Source organism: Halomonas denitrificans (genome assembly GCF_003056305.1).
Taxonomy (GTDB): domain Bacteria; phylum Pseudomonadota; class Gammaproteobacteria; order Pseudomonadales; family Halomonadaceae; genus Halomonas; species Halomonas denitrificans.
This window is the reverse complement of the sequence record NZ_PYVX01000001.1, coordinates 962,689-978,967: the sequence shown is the minus strand read 5'-3', so window position 1 is coordinate 978,967 and position 16,279 is coordinate 962,689. Positions and strand designations below refer to the sequence as shown.

Annotated in this window: 15 protein-coding genes; 2 read left to right on the top strand and 13 right to left on the bottom strand. The window is 68.4% G+C overall.

What is annotated here, in order from left to right:
- Window positions 1-12 precede the first annotated feature (12 nt).
- On the top strand, window positions 13-660 hold the full coding sequence (locus C9F13_RS04375) for a DUF4276 family protein (protein WP_108444977.1): 648 nt from the start codon (window positions 13-15) through the stop codon (window positions 658-660).
- Between the two features lie 271 nt (window positions 661-931).
- Here the strand turns inward: C9F13_RS04375 and C9F13_RS04370 are convergent, their stop codons facing one another.
- The 3 genes from C9F13_RS04370 to C9F13_RS04360 are packed head-to-tail and all read right to left on the bottom strand — an operon-like array spanning window position 932 to window position 2,527.
- The gene (locus C9F13_RS04370) at window positions 932-1,279 is read right to left on the bottom strand and encodes an AzlD domain-containing protein (RefSeq protein WP_108444976.1); all 348 of its coding nucleotides are present in this window, start codon (window positions 1,277-1,279) and stop codon (window positions 932-934) included.
- The gene (locus tag C9F13_RS04365; protein WP_108444975.1) at window positions 1,272-2,003 is read right to left on the bottom strand and encodes an AzlC family ABC transporter permease; all 732 of its coding nucleotides are present in this window, start codon (window positions 2,001-2,003) and stop codon (window positions 1,272-1,274) included. The genes C9F13_RS04370 and C9F13_RS04365 overlap by 8 nt, the downstream gene beginning before the upstream one ends.
- Window positions 2,000-2,527, bottom strand: coding sequence for a helix-turn-helix domain-containing protein (locus C9F13_RS04360; RefSeq protein ID WP_108444974.1), 528 nt, complete (start codon window positions 2,525-2,527; stop codon window positions 2,000-2,002). The genes C9F13_RS04365 and C9F13_RS04360 overlap by 4 nt, the downstream gene beginning before the upstream one ends.
- A gap of 225 nt (window positions 2,528-2,752) precedes the next feature.
- Between C9F13_RS04360 and C9F13_RS04355 the strand changes: the two genes are divergently transcribed.
- Window positions 2,753-3,685: a LysR family transcriptional regulator gene (locus C9F13_RS04355; protein ID WP_108444973.1), complete on the top strand. Its 933-nt coding sequence runs from the start codon at window positions 2,753-2,755 to the stop codon at window positions 3,683-3,685.
- Between the two features lie 51 nt (window positions 3,686-3,736).
- On the opposite strand, the gene C9F13_RS04350 is transcribed toward C9F13_RS04355, so the two are convergent.
- The 10 genes from C9F13_RS04350 to C9F13_RS04305 form a co-directional block, all read right to left on the bottom strand.
- Window positions 3,737-4,516: a transporter substrate-binding domain-containing protein gene (locus C9F13_RS04350; protein ID WP_108444972.1), complete on the bottom strand. Its 780-nt coding sequence runs from the start codon at window positions 4,514-4,516 to the stop codon at window positions 3,737-3,739.
- Between the two features lie 127 nt (window positions 4,517-4,643).
- Window positions 4,644-5,525, bottom strand: coding sequence for a VOC family protein (locus tag C9F13_RS04345; RefSeq protein WP_108444971.1), 882 nt, complete (start codon window positions 5,523-5,525; stop codon window positions 4,644-4,646).
- Window positions 5,522-7,099: an aldehyde dehydrogenase family protein gene (locus C9F13_RS04340; protein WP_108444970.1), complete on the bottom strand. Its 1,578-nt coding sequence runs from the start codon at window positions 7,097-7,099 to the stop codon at window positions 5,522-5,524. The genes C9F13_RS04345 and C9F13_RS04340 overlap by 4 nt, the downstream gene beginning before the upstream one ends.
- Window positions 7,096-8,025, bottom strand: a complete 930-nt coding sequence (locus C9F13_RS04335) for an NAD(P)-dependent oxidoreductase (RefSeq protein WP_108444969.1) — start codon at window positions 8,023-8,025, stop codon at window positions 7,096-7,098. The genes C9F13_RS04340 and C9F13_RS04335 overlap by 4 nt, the downstream gene beginning before the upstream one ends.
- A gap of 174 nt (window positions 8,026-8,199) precedes the next feature.
- Window positions 8,200-9,372 carry a M20 aminoacylase family protein gene (locus C9F13_RS04330; protein ID WP_108444968.1) on the bottom strand — a complete coding sequence of 391 codons (1,173 nt, stop codon included), beginning with the start codon at window positions 9,370-9,372 and terminating at the stop codon, window positions 8,200-8,202.
- An 8-nt stretch (window positions 9,373-9,380) separates the two neighbouring features.
- Window positions 9,381-10,688 (bottom strand): DUF3100 domain-containing protein, encoded by a 1,308-nt coding sequence (locus C9F13_RS04325; protein ID WP_108444967.1) that lies wholly within the window; start codon window positions 10,686-10,688, stop codon window positions 9,381-9,383.
- 307 nt (window positions 10,689-10,995) lie between these two features.
- The gene (locus C9F13_RS04320; protein ID WP_108444966.1) at window positions 10,996-12,195 is read right to left on the bottom strand and encodes a GGDEF domain-containing protein; all 1,200 of its coding nucleotides are present in this window, start codon (window positions 12,193-12,195) and stop codon (window positions 10,996-10,998) included.
- Entirely contained in the window at window positions 12,192-12,719 is a 528-nt protein-coding gene (locus C9F13_RS04315) for a molybdopterin-dependent oxidoreductase (protein ID WP_108444965.1), read from the bottom strand. Before C9F13_RS04315 ends, C9F13_RS04320 begins: the two co-directional genes overlap by 4 nt.
- Window positions 12,720-13,012: 293 nt before the next feature.
- Entirely contained in the window at window positions 13,013-14,236 is a 1,224-nt protein-coding gene (gene sstT, locus C9F13_RS04310; protein ID WP_108444964.1) for a serine/threonine transporter SstT, read from the bottom strand.
- A gap of 301 nt (window positions 14,237-14,537) precedes the next feature.
- Window positions 14,538-16,277, bottom strand: coding sequence for an isocitrate/isopropylmalate family dehydrogenase (locus C9F13_RS04305; protein WP_108444963.1), 1,740 nt, complete (start codon window positions 16,275-16,277; stop codon window positions 14,538-14,540).
- Window positions 16,278-16,279 lie beyond the last annotated feature (2 nt).

The window sequence follows — 16,279 nt, the reverse complement described above, 5'->3', positions numbered from 1 at the left end:
GTAATTCTAGGGATGGATATGCATTTTGAAATACTAGTTGAAGGTCAAACAGAGCTGACTGCACTGTCGATTTTGATGCCTAAAATCCTTGGTGATTATGGTGTTATCAATACTTGGAGAATACATAAGCATCAAGGTGTAGGTGAGCTTCCTGAAGACATTTTTTCACGGCCTAATCCTAATAATAAAACTTTGTTGCATCAGCTGCCGGCTAAGATTAGAGCCTATGCAAAAGCTAACGCAGAAAACCAAGTCGTCCTAGTTTTGCTAGATGCAGATGATCGCAATGAAGAAGATTTTCTGAGTTCTTTGAGAAGGTTGAACTCTACTCCTGAAGGGCGTTTTAATGCTCTATTCTTGATTGCTAAAGAAGAACTAGAGGCGTGGTATTTGGGAGATGTTGAAGCGCTTTTGTCTTACAATGAAAATATAGATTTGGAAGTGGTGGGTGCTTATAGGCAAGACAGTGTGTGTGGTACTTGGGAGGTGTTGGCGAAAGCCGATGATCCTACCGTTTTAAAACATGGAAAGAGAAGTGCTTCTTCTTTGGATATAAAAAAGAGGTGGTCGAAAAAAGTACCACCGCACATGGAGCTTGAAAGGAATGGCTCGCCAAGCTTCAATGATTTTGTAAGAACTTTTGAGTTATTGGCTATGTGATTTGACTCCGTTGATATGGTGGGCGTGATACAAAGAATATGCTATTCAATGTCACGATGATTTTCATTTATTGGGTGTCTACATCGTGTCAACATACTAGCCGCATGAATGCCTACAAAGGCATGCATGCGGTTTTTTTAAGTTGCGGATTTTTCAGGTATTGGTTAGCACTTGCATGGGTTAACCTAAAGTCATAACCCCTTGACCGAAGATTCAAGCCCTGCCAATTGCACCACGCACTCTAGTAATCACGCCTCCTTCTATCCCCCTACTAAATCACCCAGCTTGCCAGTACCACCACGGCGCCGAAAGCCGCCACGCCGGCCGCGACCGGCCAGCCAAGGGTACGCGTGCGCCACCACACGCCCAGGGTCGCGAGCACGCCGATCCCGGTTGCGAGCCAGGAGATGCCGTCCGGCGCCTTTGGCACCAGCGAAGTGCCGAGCACGGCGGCGATCATCAGCGGCCCCAGGATGCCGAGCCACTGGGGCATGGCGTCGATCCCCTCATCGTGGTCGAGCCGCGCCAGGCGGCGTCGCATCCACAGCATCGGCAGCAGGCGCATCAGCAGGGTACCGACGGCCGAGACGATCACGGCGATCCACATGGCGCTACTCATGGCGGGTTCCTTTCGCGGCGGGGCGGCACTTCACGGCCTGGAAGCACAGCGCCCCGCAGGCGGCGGCGAGGGGAATCGCCAGGTTGGTGAAGCCCGTCACGGTCAGGGTGAGGGCGCTCAGGACGGTCAGGCTCAGGGCCAGGCTCCAGCGCCGGGAGGTAAAGCGGGGCACCACCAGCACGAGGAAGAGGGCCGGCAGGGCGAAGGGCATGATCTCGCCGAGCAGCGGCCAGCGGGCCATCAGCTCCTCACCGGCGAGGGCGCCCAGGGCGGTGCCGGCGATCCAGCTGGCCCAGGCGAACAGGGCGGCGCCGGTGAACCAGCCGAGCCGCTGCGTTTCCGGCAGCTGCGGCAGGCGGGTGTGCGCCAGGGCGAAGACCTGGTCGGTGAGGGCGTGCATCAGCCAGGGCCAGCCGCGGCTCGCCGTCAGCCAGGGCGCCAGGTTGGGGGCATAGACCACGTGGCGCACGTTGATCAGCAGCGTCATGACCACCACCAGCCACAGCGGCGAGCCGGCGGCGGCCATGCCGACGAACAGGAACTGCGAGGCGCCCGCGTAGACGAGGGCCGAGATCAGCACCGCTTCCTGGGCAGTGAAGCCCGCCTGGATGGCGACCAGCCCGAAGGAGATGGCCACCGGCACGTAGCCGCCGAGCAGGGGGATCGCCTCGCGCATGCCGGTGAGCCAGGGGCGCGGGGTGGGAGAGACGGCCTGCTGGCTCATCGGTTCGCCTCCCCGTGGTAGACCACGCTGACCAGCAGGGTGGCCCAGTCGTCGCCGGTGCGATAGCAGTGCGCTCGGTCGGCGGGGAAGGTCAGGGTATCGCCGGCGGCGAGCCGGCGGGTGTCGCCCTCTGGCCCGGCCTCGAGATGGCCGCTGATCAGGGTCAGGGACTCCCGGGCACCGGGGGTATGCGGCTCGGCGATGCGGGTGGTGAAGGGCGCGCAGCGCATCCAGTAGGCATCGACCTGAGGGCTGTCCTTGCCCTGATCGATCAGGCGCACCTCCACGCCGTCCTCGCCGAGGGGCACGGCGATGGGGGCGACCAGGGTGCCGAAGGGCACCTTCAGCTGCACCGCCAGGCGCCAGATGGTGTCCAGGGTGGGGTTGCCGTTGCCCTGTTCGAGGCGCGACAGGTTCGACTTGGCGATGCCGGCGGCGGCGGCCAGCTGCGACAGCGACCAGCCCTGGGCCTTGCGTAGGGTCTGCAGGTGCTGCCCCAGGGTGCTGAGGGAGGGGGTATCCATGTCAGGCGCTCTCGTCGTTCCTTTTATCGAACGTTCTATCTAGAGAACGTTCGCCTGTCAACTATCTCCTGCCCGCGGCCGGAGGCCTCGGAGAGAGCGTCGCCGGTGTCGGGCGGTTCGAGCGGCGCCGCTGAGACCGAGCCCTCGTTGAGGCGACGCGCTACCGCGCGCATGGGGCGGCTGGTAGGCTTGAGGCTTCCCGTCCGCCATAAGTACCCGCCCGCCATGGAAATTCCCCATCAGCGCCTGATCTATTTCCAGCTGACCGTCGAGACGGGCTCGATTCGCGCCGCGGCGTCGCGGCTTGCCATCGCGCCCTCGGCGGTGAGTCGCCAGATCGCCCTGCTGGAGTCGGCGGTGGACGCCACCCTGCTGGAGCGGCGTCGTGACGGCGTCTGTCCCACCCCGGAAGGGGAGCTGCTGCTCGACTACTGCCATCGGCGCACCCGCCTGGATCGCCACTTCAGCGATGCCCTGGATGCCTACCAGCGCCTGGAGACGGGGCAGATCACCCTGCACGTGGGGGAGGGCTTCGTCGGTGACCTGATCGGCCATCCGCTGCGCGAGTTCACCGAGAGCCATCGCGGCATTCGCCTGAAGATCGACACCGGCAGCACCCGGGAGATCATCGAGGCGGTGGTCAACGACGAGGCGGACATCGGCCTGATGTATCACGAGCAGGTGCATCCGCATCTGCGCTTCTGGCAGTCGACGCGACAGCCGCTGGTGCTGCTGATGGCGCCGCAGCATCCGCTGGCCCAGCAGGAGCAGGATCCGATCACCCTGGCCGCGCTGGCCGACCACCCCCTGGCGCTGTGGCACCCGGGACACGGCGTGCGCGAGCTGGTCGACCTGGCGTTTCGCGAGGCCAGCCAGCCGCTGACGGTCGGCATCCAGACCGGCTCGCTTGAGGTGCTCAAGCACTCGGCGCGGGCCGGGCTCTGCGCGACGCTCCTGCCGCGCTTCGCCGCCGCCCGGGAGCTGGAGGAGGGGTCGCTGGTGGCGCGTGACGTGGTGGGCAAGCACTTCACCCAGGCCAACGCGCACATGGTGACCCGCGTGGGCCGGCGCATGCCCCGGGCGGGGCTGCAGCTGCTGCGCCACCTGCAGCACTGGATGCGCGCCTTCCGCTGCGATGGCGCGCCCCTCGATCCTTGAGCGCGCCCGACGGCTCGGCCGCCGGGCGCGCGGCGCAGGAAGGGGCGGGCGCTAGATCTTGATGTCGTAGTCGACGTACTTGTGCATCAGTTCGTCGTAGGTGCCGTCCTGCTTGATCTCGCGCAGCGCCTCGTTGAACTGCTCGGCCAGGGCCTCGTCGCGGGGGTGGAAGGCGACGGCCACGCCGTGCCCGAAGTAGCGCTTGGGCTCGCGGATCAGCGGGGAGCTGGTGACGATGCCGCTGCCCTCGTCGTCGACGTCCAGCGCCGAGAGCGCCAGGGGGTAGTACATGAAGGCGGCGTCGAGGCGGCCCGTCTTGACGTCCAGGGCCAGGTCCTCGCCGGTGGTGTAGCGGCGCACCTCGACGAGATCGCCGTAGGTATCGGTGATGTAGTTGTCGCGGATGGTGCCGCGCTGCACGCCCACGGCCAGGCCCTCCAGGGCGTCGCGGTCCTCGATGTCGACCTCGCGGCCCTCCTGGGTCACCCAGACGCTGGGGTTGCTGTAGTAGGGCTCGGAGAACAGCACCTTGTCGCGGCGCGCCTCGGTGATCGCCATAGACGACATGATGGCGTCGTACTTGCGGGCCATCAGGCCGGGGATGATGCCGTCCCAGCTCTGCTCCACCCACTCGCACTCGCGCTCGATGCGCCGGCACACCTCCTCGCCCAGTTCCACCTCGAAGCCGGTCAGGGTGCCGTCGGGCAGGCGATATTCGAAGGGCTCGAAGGGGATGTCCACGGCGAGCTTGAGGGGATCGTCGGCCTGGACGGGCAGGGCGATCAGCAGGGAGGCCAGGGTGGCCGCGAGGCCGGTAGCGGGTCGAAACATGGTCGCTTCCTTGTGGTTGTTATTCGAGATGCGGTCGTTGCGTGAGACGTGGTCGTTATATGAGGCGTTACGAAAGTTATCACGGGGCGCGCGGCCGGGCCATGGCGGGGCGCGGCGCTCGCCCCGCCTACGCCACCTCGTGCTCCTCGAAGCGCAGCAGGGTGCCGCCCAGCACCCTGGGGGCGATGTCGCAGATCTCCGGTGAGATCGACTGCCAGGCGATCCCGTGGTCGGCCCAGTGGGCCTGGGCTTTCGCCAGCGAGGCGCAGGCGAGGCTCAGCGCCACGCCGCGGGTCGGCCCGGGCGCGAGGCCGCGCAGCAGCGGGAATCGCTCCACGATGGCCGCCGGCGTCATCAGGTAGGCGTTGCCCTTCTCGGTCTCGATGCAGTAGCCCCCCTCGCAGCGCCGCACGGCCAGCTCGCCGTGCACGCGGCGCAGCAGGTCGATCTCCCGGGCCGGCTCGGCGCTCACGTACCACAGCGAGGTGATCTCCTGGGCGGTGTTGGGGTGCGGCTCGCGGGTCGGCGCGGTGCGAAAGAGCTCGGGGCGCAGCTGCTGGCAGAGGAACTGGGTCAGCAGCGGGGCCTCGGGGCGGTGCACGATGGTCAGGGCGACACCCACCTCCTCGTCGCGGCCGTCCGGCAGGTGGGCGAGGCGGCGAAAGACGATCGGCGCAGGCGGCTCGGCCCCCCGTGCCACCAGCGCCTGGTGGTCGCGGGCCATCTCCTCGCTCTCCAGGGCCACCATGGCGATGCCCTCGCCGAGCGCCAGGCGCTCGGCGATCTGCCGGCCGAAGGCGAAGCCGTTGTCGTCCCGATAGTCGAGCCGGTCGGGGCGGCCGATGCCGATCAGCTCGATGAAGTTGCGCGGGAAGAACAGCAGGTGGTTGTCGGTGCCCCAGGGGTGCCGGTGGCGCGTCTGCACGCGGAAGCCGAGCCGCCGCGCCTGTTCGGCGCTGGCGGCGAGGTCCTGCACGGCGATCAGCGGATGGTCGATGCCGAAGCTCATCGGGCGCCCCCGGGCGCGGCCTGGCCGTCGCCGTAGCCCATGGCGGCAGTAGCGTGGGCGGCGGTCTCCACCCAGACGCTGCGCGGCAGGGTGTACTCGCGCAGGCCGTCGAGACCGCTGGAGCGACCATAGCCGCTCTCGCCGAGCCCGCCGAAGGGCGACATCACGTTGATGGTCTTGTAGCTGTTGACCCAGACGGTGCCGGCGCGCAGCCGGTGGGCGATGCGCAGCGCCCTGGCGGTGTCTCGGCTCCACACCGCGCCGGCCAGGCCGAAGCGGGTGGCGTTGGCGAGCGCCACGGCCTCCTGCTCGTCGCGGAAGGTCATCACCACCAGCACCGGGCCGAACACCTCCTCGTTGGCGATGGTCATCTCCGGGGTGACGTCGGTGAGGATGGTCGGCGCCAGGAAGTAGCCCTCGGCGGTCTCTGCCGGCAGGCCGGCCGGCGCCTTGCCGCCGGTCAGCAGGGTGGCGCCCTGGGCGAGCGCCTCGTCGATCAGCGCGTGGACCCGCCGGTACTGGGCGGCGTTCTGCAGCGGCCCCATGCGGGTGGCGTCGTCGGTGGGCAGGCCCACGGCGATCGCCTCGGCGGCGCGGGCCAGGCGCTCGGTGAAGGCGGGCAGCAGGCTCTCCTGGAGCAGCAGGCGCGAGCCCGCCACGCAGCTCTGTCCCGCCCCTGCGAAGATCGCGGCCTGGGCGCCGGCGACGGCGTCGTCCAGGGCGGCGTCGTCGAACACGATGTTGGCCGACTTGCCGCCCAGCTCCAGCACGCTCGGCACCAGGCGCTGGGCGCCCGCCTCGGCGATGCGCCGCCCGGTCTCGGGCGAGCCGACGAACACCAGCTTGGCGATGTCCGGGTGGGCGGTCAGCGCCTGGCCGGTGGTCTGGCCCAGGCCGTTGACGATGCCGATCAGGCCCGCCGGCAGCCGGCCGCCGCGCTCGACCAGCATGGCGATCAGCACCGAGGTCAGCGGGGTCAGCTCCGAGGGCTTGAGCACCGCCGCATTGCCGGCGGCGAGCGCCGGGGCGAGCTGCCAGCCGCAGGTGAACATCGGCGCGTTCCAGGGGGTGATCTGGCCGACCACGCCGTAGGGGATGCGCTGCACGTAGTTGAGGTGGCTGGTGGGCACGTCGATCACCTCGCCGTGCTGCTTGTCGCACCAGCCGGCGTAGTACTCGAACATCTCGCGCACCTTGGCGACTTCGCCGCGGCAGTCGCCCACCGGCTTGCCGGCGATCAGGCTCTCGAGCCGGGCGAGGGCCTCCTCGTGACCCTCGAGGCCGCGGGCCGCGCCCTGCAGGCGGCGGCCGCGCTCGCTGGCGCTGAGCGCCATCCACTCTTCCTGGGCGGCGGTGGCCGCCTCGATCGCCCGCTCGACCAGGGCCTGGCCGGCGTCCTGGTAGCTCAGCAGCGGCACGCCGGTGACGGGGTCGATCAGGGTGATCGCCTCGCCGTCGCCCGCGACGAGGCGGCCGGCGATCCAGTTGGCGGCCGGGGCGGCGGGATCGATGCCGTAGGCGTCGAGCAGCGGGGCGATGGCGTCACGGGCGCGCTGGGTCAGGGCATTGCTCATGATGAGGACTCCTCGGGAGGGGTGGTCGCGGACGGCCGGTCGGTGGTGGCGTAGCGCCGGGCGGCGTCGAGCAGCGAGCGGGTGATGGCGTTGAAGTCCTCGCCGTCGGGCAGGGTCTCGGCCTCGGCATGCCAGGCGTCGACCACCGCGGTGAGCAGCCCCTCGGGCATCTCGAGCTCGCCGGCGGTCTGTCGGGCCAGGCGCAGGTCCTTGCGCATCAGGCCCATGGTGAAGCCCGAATCGAAGCTCTCGGAGAGGATCCAGCGCGGGAAGTTGACCTCGCTGACGGCGCTGCGCCCGGAGCCGCTGTTCAGCCCCTGCAGGCAGGCTTCCGGGTCGACCCCGGCGCGGCTCGCCATGGCCACGGCCTCGGCGGTGGTCAGCAGGTGGGCGGCGCACAGGTAGTTGTTGGCGAGCTTGACCACGTGGCCGCTGCCGGGGCCGCCGACGTGGGTGGCCTTGGCCGAGAGGGCGTCGAGCACGGGCGCGAGGCGCGCCACGGTGGCGGCGCTGCCGCCCAGCAGCATGCCGAGCTGGCCGCTGATGGCGCCGGCCGGGCCGCCGCTCACCGGGGCGTCGAGCCACTCGAGGCCCTTCGCCTCGACCTCCGCCGCGAGCCGGCGGGTCATGCCGGGGTCGCTCGTCGAGGTGTCCATGATCACGCTGCCGGCCGGCGCGAGGGCGAGCAGGCCCGGCGATGCCTTCAGCACGTGCTCGACGTGGGCGGAGGTGGGCAGCGACAGCAGGTAGATATCGCTTTCGCCCAGCGCCTCCGGCGCCAGGGTGGTGATGCCCTCGTCGGCGAGGCGCCGGCGGGCGTCGGCGTCGATGTCGCTGCCCTGCACGGTGAAGCCCGCGCGGTGCAGGGTCAGGGCCATGCCGCGGCCCATGTTGCCGAGGCCGATGACGGTAACGGTGGGGGTCACGAGGCGCTCCTTGTGGTTGTCGATAGCGAATGGGAAGTCAGGGGGAAGAGGTGGCTGGGTCACGACCGCCGACGTTCAGACGTGCAGGGGCGTCCGACCGGGCCGGACGCGGGGCGTCAGGCCGGCGAGGCAGGCGTGAAGGTGGCGGTGCCGCTCGGCGGGGAGCGGCGGGAATCAGCGCGTAGGGTGTTCGCCGAGCAGCTGGCGCACCAGCGCTACCCAGTAGTCGACCCCGAGCGGCGTCAGCCGGTCGTCGAAGTCGTAGTGCGGGTTGTGCAGCGCGGGGCTCTCCTCGCCGTTGCCGAGCCAGATGTAGGCGCCGGGACGGGCGTTGAGCATGAAGGCGAAGTCCTCGGAGGCCATGCTCGGCGGCAGGTCGCGATGCACCCGGGTGATGCCGGGCAGCGCCTCGAGCGCCGCGGCGCAGCGCTCGGCGTGCTCGGGCACGTTGATGGTCGCCGGGTAGCGAGGCTGGTAGTCGAGATCCGCGCTCAGGCCGTGGAACTGGGCCAGCGACTCGACGGCCGCCTGGAAGCGGCGCTGCAGGTGCGCGCGCAGCGGCTCGTCGAAGCAGCGCAGGGTGCCGCGTAGCTCGACCGTCTCCGGAATGACGTTGAAGGCGTCGCCGGCATGGAACTGGGTCACGCTCAGCACCGCCGTCTGATGGGCCGGTGTCTCGCGGCTGATCAGCCCCTGCAGCTGGGTGACCAGCTGGCAGGCGGCGAGCAGCGTGTCGGTGCCCAGGTGCGGCATGGCGGCGTGACAGCCGTTGCCGGTGAGGGTGAGGGTGAAGACGTCGAAGGCCGCCATCACCGCGGTGTCGTGCACCGCCGCCTCGCCGATGGCGAGCCCCGGCCAGTTGTGCACGCCGTAGACGGCCTCCATGGGGAAGCGCTCGAAGAGCCCCTCTTCGACCATCACCCGGCCGCCGCCCTCGCTCTCCTCCGCGGGCTGGAAGATGAAGTGGACGCGACCGGCGAAGTCGGGATCCCGGGCCAGTCGACAGGCGGCGCCGAGCAGCATGGTGGTGTGGCCGTCGTGGCCACACGCATGCATCTTGCCGGGGGTGCCCGAGGCGTGGGCGACGTCGTTCAGCTCGGTGACGTCGAGGGCGTCGATGTCGGCGCGCAGGCCGATGCTCGGCCCTGGCCCGCGCCGCCCCTCCAGGGTGGCGACGATGCCGGTGCCGCCCCCCAGGCCAGTGACGATCTCGAGGCCCGCCTCGGTGAGGCGCTCGGCGATGCGCCGGCTGGTGCGGTGCTCCTCGAAGGCGGTCTCCGGGTGTCGGTGGAAGTCCTGGCGCCAGGCACGCAGGGTGTCGGCGTCGGGGTAGGCGGTCTCGGTCATGGTCGGGCTCACAGCAGCAGGTCGGCGATCAGGGCGGAGGCGAGGAAGGTGCCGGTAAAGACCAGCATGGCGATGATCACGAGCTTCCAGCCCGCCTGGCGGAACATGCCGAGCTCGCGGGGCGTCAGCGCCAGGCCGGCGTAGGCCAGCACCGGGGTCACGATGGCCAGGAAGTTGACGGCGGCGAGCTGCTCGGTCAGCCAGGCGTTGCCCGGGAACCAGGGCAGCGTCATCACGATGCTGACCAGCGACACCCAGGCCACGCCCGGCAGGTAGAAGGGCGCGAAGCGCGTGATGACGAGGCCGATCATGGTCATCGCGTAGAGGATCAGCATGCCCGGCAGGGCGGTGAGCAGGTCGGTGCCGTTGATGGTGTTGGCCACCCAGCCCACCGCGCAGGCCGCGGCCATGGCCAGGGCGGTCTTCGGCAGGTCGCGCTCGGGGCGCTCCTCCTGCGGGGCGTCATTCGAGGCGTCGTCGACGCTCGGCGCGCCGGTGACCTGGGCCCCCACGGCGTGCACGCGGCGCTTGCCGGAGAGCAGGCCATAGAGCTTCTCGGCCAGCGGCAGGGCGATGAACAGCGACAGGTAGAGGCCGGTGGCGTAGGTCATCAGGTTGCTGGCGCCGGCGAAGGCCAGCAGCTCCTCCTTCATCTCGGGCAGGGTGCCGGCGATGGCCGCCGAGCAGGCGGCGACCATGCTGCCGCTGCCCACGCCGCAGGCCATGGCCAGGGCGCGCGGGTCGAAGAGCTCGAGCGAGGTGAGGTAGCCCGCCATCAGCGCGAACCACAGGGTGCCGAACATGGTGCCCACCACGTAGGTGCCCATCACGCCGACGCCCTCCGGGCCCTTGAGGCCGTACTTGTCGGAGATGACGGCGATATTGGGCTCGCGGGCGATGGAGTAGGTGGCGCCGATCGCCTCGCGGCCCATCTTGAACACCAGCACGGCCAGCGGCATGGCGATCAGCATGGTGCCGAGGTTACCCAGCTCCTGCAGGATCAGCGCGGGACCGGCGTCGATCAGGTCCTCGATGGCGGGACCGATGGTCGAACCGAAGCGGGCGATGAACGGCATGATCGACAGCAGGATCAGCGGCCCGGCGGCGTGGCTGACGCGGGCGGGAATGAACCGGCCGGCGGTGCGCGTCACGTTGGGATTGAGCAGCACGCCGAGGATGAAGGCGTAGAAGAGCGGCAGCAGCAGCAGGGTACCGGGGCCCAGCGGCAGGCGCTGGATGCCGATGAATTCGGAGAGTAGGGCGGTCACGACGACCAGCGCATGCAGGCGCCAGTCGAGCAGGCTGGAGAGGGGCATGAAGCGTCCTTATTCGGATGGAGTTGTAGTTTTGCTTTATCAGCACCGTCGCCACCCGAGTATTGGCAACCCCCCTGCGCTAATGAAAGACGGATCGTGTACTGATTTTTAGAACCCTGGGTCGGCCACAGGGCCGGCGCATCTACCGGTCGGCCAAGACGGCCGTGAGCGGTCATGGCGCCGAGATGCCGCGGCGATGCAGAGGAGGGGCGGGTGTGGGAGGGGAGGCGGCGATGGCGCGAGGTCGCGCCGGGCGTTACAGGCAAGGCATCGGATGAAGTAAGGGGGGAGGGGCGCGGGGCCTTGCCTATTGCGCGTTGCGCCGCAGCCGGGCGGCGCACGTGCCGTCTGGCGTCACCTCCGTCAGGGCGTCGCTTGAGACCACGCGATCCCGGCCTCCCTCCTTGGCGTCATAGAGGCGCCGGTCGGCGCGGCTGTAGAGGTGCTCGAAGCCGTCGCCCTGCCGGGCCTCGGTGACGCCGATGCTGACGGTGAGCCGGTGGTCGCCGGCCTCCTCCGGCAGCGGCATGGCGCGGGTGGCCGCCCGGATCCGCTCGGCGAGCTGTCGCGCGGCGTGGCCGTCGGTGTTCGGCAGCAGCACCGCGAACTCCTCGCCGCCCATGCGCGCCACGGTATCCAGGCGCCGCACCTGATGGCGGAGGGTCTCGGCGAAGGACGAGAGGACCGCGTCGCCCACCGGGTGGCCGTAGGCGTCGTTGACGTGCTTGAAGTGATCCAGGTCGAGGAGCATCAGGCTCAGCGGCGAGGGGTGGCGCTGGCGGCGGGCGAACTCCCGCTCGGCCACCTCCTGCAGTCGCCGTCGGTTGTAGAGCCCGGTCAGCATGTCGGTATGGCTCTGATGGTGCATCGCATCCCGCTGGCGCTGCAGGCGCAGCAGCATCAGCATCACCGCGCCGACGGCGAGCACCACCATCACCAGCAGCCACACCACGGCCAGGGTGAGCCAGCCCATGATCCGGCGCTGGTCGGCCGAGGCCTGCTGCACCAGGTGGTTGAGCTCGCTGTAGCTCCAGGCGAGTCCCGCCTCGATCTCGAGGCCCAGCTCGCGCAGCCGCGCGATCTCCTCGACGTCGAGGCCGTCGCGCTGGACCTGCACGAACTGGCTCAGCAGGGCCTGCAGGCGCCTCTCGACGTGGTTCAGCTCCTCCAGCAGGGGCGCATAGTCCCGGTCAGGGAGATCGCTGCGCAGCACCTGGATGTGGATGTTCTCGATGCGCCGGGGGATGCGCAGCAGCAGCTCGCCGAGTTCATCCCGATGGAGCCGAAAGTCCGGGTGTCCGCCCTCCAGGCGGTTCAGGGCCGTCAGCAGGCGCTCGGGGTCCTCCTGGGCGCGGACCACATCGGCAACCATAGCGGTGTAGTCGGCGCCGACGTGCTGCCGGGCCTGGGCGACGTAGTAGGTGATCGCCGCGGCGCAGATCGCGACGATCAGCCCGAAGGCCAGCAGCAGGCGACGGCGCAGGGCCCTGACCGGGACGGTCGTCATCTGGCGCTGATTTCCTCGAGCGCCCAGATCCAGCGGTTCATCGGCACCGAACCGTCCTTCACGGCCTCGGCATCCTCGGGCACCACCAGCATCAGCGGGCCGAGCCGGTCCACGCCGATCGGCTCGCCGTCGAGCCGGGTCGCCAGCAGGTAGGCCTTCTCCTGGCGCTGGGCGAGGGTGAGGAAGGTGGTATAGCCGTCATCGGCGATGAAGCGCACCCGCCGGGCGTCCTCCAGCCCGTTCGCGGCCAGGAAGGCATTCAGCCAGATGCCCGAGAAGCGGCCCTCGGGGCCTTCGGGATGCTGCATCTGGACGTGATGCAGCTCGTCGGTGGCTTCGATCGCTTCCAGCGAGAGGCGCTGGCGGTCGCTGCCCTGGGTGAGCGTCAGGACCGGATCGTTCGGAGCGACGTCGTCCGCGGCGTGGGCACCCAGGGCCAGCAGCAGGCAGAGCCCCAGGAGGGGGCGCCGAAGCGAGGTCAGGAAGGAGCGATCAAGGCGACGGGAGGGCAGGAGGGAAAGCATGGCGTCAGCGCTTCCTGTGTGGTCGTGGACGGCGGCCGGTCTCCGATCGTTCGATACCGGTTAAGAAATGTATCTACCTGCCCCTACTATCTTAAATGACGCCGAAGCTGTCCATCTCACGTCATGATGTTGCCTCAACGTTATCACCCTGAAGAGTGATTCATTGATTCATGTTAAAGCGTGGGGAAAATCATGCCTGTGACAGGCGGGCGCCCGTGAGACGGGGGCGTCGCAGGGGGCGCGAGGGAGTGGTGAGGCCGCGGCCCCGTGAACACGGGGCCGCGGCGGGAGGATCACGCCTGGGCGTTCTCCTCGCGGCGGCAGGCGGCCGCAGTGAACAGCACGTCGGTGGACGAGTTCAGCGCCGTCTCGGTGGAGTCCTGCACCACGCTGATCACGAAGCCGATCGCCACCACCTGCATGGCCACGTCGGTGGAGATGCCGAACAGGTTGCTGGCCATGGGAATCAGCAGCAGCGAGCCGCCGGCCACGCCGGAGACGCCGCAGGCGGCCAGCGCCGAGACGATGCACAGCAGCAGGGCGGTGGGGAAGTCGACGCCGATGCCCAGGGTATGGGCGGCCGAGAGCGTGATCACGGTGATGGTGATGGCCGCGCCGCACATGTTGACCGTCGCGCCCAGCGGGATCGAGATGGCGTAGGTGTCGGCGTGCAGCTTGAGGCGCTTGCACAGCTCCAGGTTGACCGGGATGTTGGCCGCCGAGCTGCGCGTGAAGAAGGCGGTGATGGCGCTGCCGCGCAGGCAGGTGAAGACCAGCGGGTAGGGGTTCTCGCGGGTCTGCCAGTAGACGATCAGCGGGTTGGTGACCAGGGCGACGAACAGCATGCAGCCGACGATCACCGCCAGCAGGTGGCCGTAGTCGAGCAGGGCGCTCATGCCCGATTCCGCCAGGGTGTTGGCGACCAGGCCGAAGATACCCAGCGGGGCGAAGCGGATCACCAGGCGCACGATGTTGGAGACGGCGTCGGACATATCGCCGAGCATGGTGCGGGTGGCGTCGCTGGCATGGCGCAGCATGATGCCAAGGCCGATGGCCCACACCAGGATGGCGATGAAGTTGCCTTCCATGATCGCCGTGACCGGGTTGGCGACGGCGTTGAGCAGCAGGTTCCGGAGAATCTCGATGATGTCACCGGGCGGGTTGCCGCTGACCTCGGGGCGATCCAGCGCCAGGGTGGTGGGGAACGCGAAGCTCGCCGCCACGGCCACCAGGGCGGCGACCAGGGTGCCGATCACGTAGAGCACCATCACCGAGCGGATATGGGTCGGCTGTCCCTTCTGGTGGCTGGCGATGGCCGCGGTGACCAGGATGAACACCAGGATCGGGGCGACCGCCTTCAGGGCGGAGATGAACAGCTGGCCCAGCAGCGAGGCCGATTGGGCCGTGTCCGGCGCGAGGGTGGCGAGCAGGATGCCGCAGACGATGCCGATGGCGATTTGGGGGATCAGCCCCAGTCGCATCAGCGGGCGGCCGAGGGTTTGCAGGGTGGCGATCATGGAGGATCTCTCGGGAATTGTAATGGGCGGACAGACGCCCCCGGCCGGGACGGCGCGCACGGTCGCGTCGGCGGCGCCGATAAGCGCCGGGACGTGCCGCACGAACCGCCCCAGGCGGGTAGCCGAGACCGGGGGCGTCTGCGTGGCGCGCGCGATTCTAGCAGCAATCATCGCCGGGATGGGCGAATTATCTGCCGGGAGGGAATAAAACAGGGTTTACTGCTGAATTGCCGCCGGACGGCGACAAAACACGACCCCGCCCGGAGGGGCGGGGTCGCGGGGGCGCGTCATGATGAGCGTGTCAGGCGGGAAGCCGCTCGGCCACGGCGTCCAGGAAGCCCTGCATGTCGACCAGGGTCTCGGCGGCCGGATCGGTGGTCTTGCCCTTGAGGTCGCCGGTGATGACGCCGTCGGCGACAGTATCGATCAGCGCGGCCTTGAGGCTGGTGGCGTAGTCGATCAGGGCCGCATTGGCCTCGCGCTCGCCCAGGGTCTCCAGGGCGTTGGCCACGGCGAAGATCAGCGCGGAGGAGTTGAAGTGCGCCTCGCGGCCGTCGCTCTCCAGGTATTTCAGGTAGAGGTCGTGGGCGGTGCCGTGGGGCGCCTCGAAGAGCATGGTGCCGCTCTTGCTCTCGATGATCGAGCTGGCGGTGGCGAGGCTGCCGCCGAGCGCCGCGGAGATGTCCGAGAAGATGTCGCCGTCGAGGTTCTGCGCCGGGTAGAGGGCGTTGCGGGGCGGATCGGTGATCATCTTGATGAGCTGCCGCGAGGGCCGCATGATCATGAACGACGGGGGCGGCGTGTCGGCCTTGGCCAGCTCGCGGCGCACGTCGGTGATGGCGGTGCTGAAGACGTCGTCGTACTCCATGTACTCGCGCTTGAGGCCGAAGTAGACCTCCTTGTCCTTGCGCGAGGCGTCGCGGAACACCTGGGTGACCCAGTCCTTGATCGCCTCGTGGTCGTTGGACATCAGCAGGATCGGGTCGCCCTGCTTGACGTGGCGCGCGTGCTTCTCCTCGCCGTCGACCACCACCTTGAGGATGCCGTTCTCCAGGGCGGGTGCGTTGTAGCTGCCGTACTGGTCGCCGCCGCCGGCGCTCATCCGCGACAGTGAGACGTGGGCCTTGCGCTTGGGGATGCCGTGGATCTTGAGCTGTTCGACCAGCTTGTAGAGCTTGCGGCCGGTCGTGTTGTCCGGCACGCCCCACAGCGCCCGCTCCGGCGGGTTGGCGACGATGCGCGCGGCCTGGGCGTCGATCAGCTCGTAGTGGTAGGAGAGCCCCTGTGCCTCGACCTGGGCCTGGTAGTGCTCGCGGTAGATGTCCTCGATGGCGGCCCGCATCACGCCGTCGTAGCCGGCGATCACGGTGTCCTTCAGGCCCAGGTAGATGTCGCGCTTCTCGTCGATGGCGCGCTGGAAGAAGCGGTGCGCCCAGGCCTTGACCTGGTCGATGTCGTTGGTGGCGAGCAGCCAGGGATCGCCCTTCTTCACCTCGCGGCGGTGCAGCTCCACGGGGTCACCGCTTTGGCCCACGAACAGCAGCTTGACGATGCCGGTGGCGCTGGAGAGCTCGTTGAAGCTGTCCTTGCTGCCGCCGGTCGTCATGGTGTCGACCTCGATATCGCGGCCGATCCACTCCGGGGTGTTGAACTCCAGGTTGCGAAACTGGATGTCCTCGCGGGTGATGTTGCCGCCGATGCCCTTGCGGATGGCGCCGTTGGGTGACTTGGTAGCCAGCGGGTGCAGGGTGGTGCCGTCGAGCTCGGGGTGCTTGGCCAGCAGCTCGCCCAGCTGGGCGCGGTTGACGGTCATGCCCGCGTTCTTCACGCCCACGCCGTACTGCTTGAGGGCCTCGATGGCGTCGATCACCGCCTGGCCGTTGGTGACCAGGCGGTTCTCTGCGGTCAGGTCGATCTCCACGAGGTCGACGTCCAGCCGCGAGGTCACGAAGGTCTCGAGGATGCGCTCGAAGGCCACCTGGGCCATCTCGTCGCCATGCAGGATGACCAGGGGGGCTGACACGTTGATCTTGCTGCTCATCA